A 1,145-nucleotide genomic window follows, 5' to 3' on the forward strand; every position below is an offset into this window, starting at 1 on the left:
ACACCGTTGGCCAGCAAAAGCGAGGCACAGGTATGGCGAAGATCGTGGAAACGAATGTGCCGTAAATTGTTCTTGGCAAGCAACTTCCCAAAGGTCGAGGACACATAGTTGGGTTTAATCAGATTGCCAATCACATCGACACAGACATATCCCAGATATTCTTTGTTGTAGGCGCGCCCGCACAGCTTGCGATTTTCTTCCTGCTGTTTCTTGGCCTCCAGCAACCGTTCTTTCAAAAAAGGAATCAATGGATAAGTCCGCAGACTGGATTTGTTCTTTGCCTTGTCCTTCTTAATCGTGACCCGCTCTCCCTTTACATTGCAGGTTGTTACCGTATGCCGAATGGAGAAGCAGTTATGGTTGAAGTCAAAGGCACTCCATTTCAAACCGATAACCTCACTGCGGCGCAGGCCGTAAAAAGCAGTCAGTAGAACTACCAGCTCGATCTTATGCCCCTTGATAACTTCAAACAGATTCAGGACTTCCGAATCCAGGTAGTAGTCACCCTTGAAGGGTTCAGGCTTGGAAATGATAATCCGGTCAGCCGGATTGCTTGGAATCAGATTTTTGTCAACCGCATAATTCAACGCCCCATGAATCAGAGCGTGGTAATGTTTAACGGTGGTCGGCTTGACCCGTTCCAATTCTTTCTCATAAAAAGCGAGAATATCTTGTTTGGTAAGGTCACAAAGGGCGACAGGATGCTCTCGGAAATACGGGGCGATGGGGTTGTTAAGCTGTTGTTCGTATCCCGAATAGGTCGAGAGTTCAATGGGCTTGCTGTCCATCACCCGTCCGGTAGCAGACTTGTACTTGTACTCAAGCCACTGGTACAGGAAATCCACAAAGGAAATCGCTGCGGATGACGGGCCAGACGGAGAAGCCGACTGCTGTGAGGCCGTAGCCTCCTGAAGCAGCTTTTCCGTCCATTCTTTTCGGATGGTGGGAAGCATATTGTTTGCCCAGGTCTTATTGCCCTTGACTTTCTTATGGGTGGGAATCCATTTGGGCTTTCTCTTACCGTTCTCATCGGTAAGGTTTAGAACCCAATAGAGATACCCTTTTTTCTCGGCCACATGGCCGGAGATTAGTTTGCTGTTTTCTTGCAGGTGTACCGCTGGCATACTGATCTGTTCCTCCTTTTG

The 1,145-nt window shown here is 48.2% G+C and carries 1 protein-coding gene; it reads right to left on the minus strand.

Going from position 1 to position 1,145, the window contains the following annotated elements; translation table 11 throughout:
- Positions 1–1,145 (minus strand): tyrosine-type recombinase/integrase (locus tag H8S57_RS16810; protein WP_186909088.1); only part of this gene is annotated, 1,145 nt, incomplete at both ends.

The organism is Lawsonibacter hominis, assembly GCF_014287895.1.
GTDB classification, from domain to species: domain Bacteria; phylum Bacillota; class Clostridia; order Oscillospirales; family Oscillospiraceae; genus Lawsonibacter_A; species Lawsonibacter_A hominis.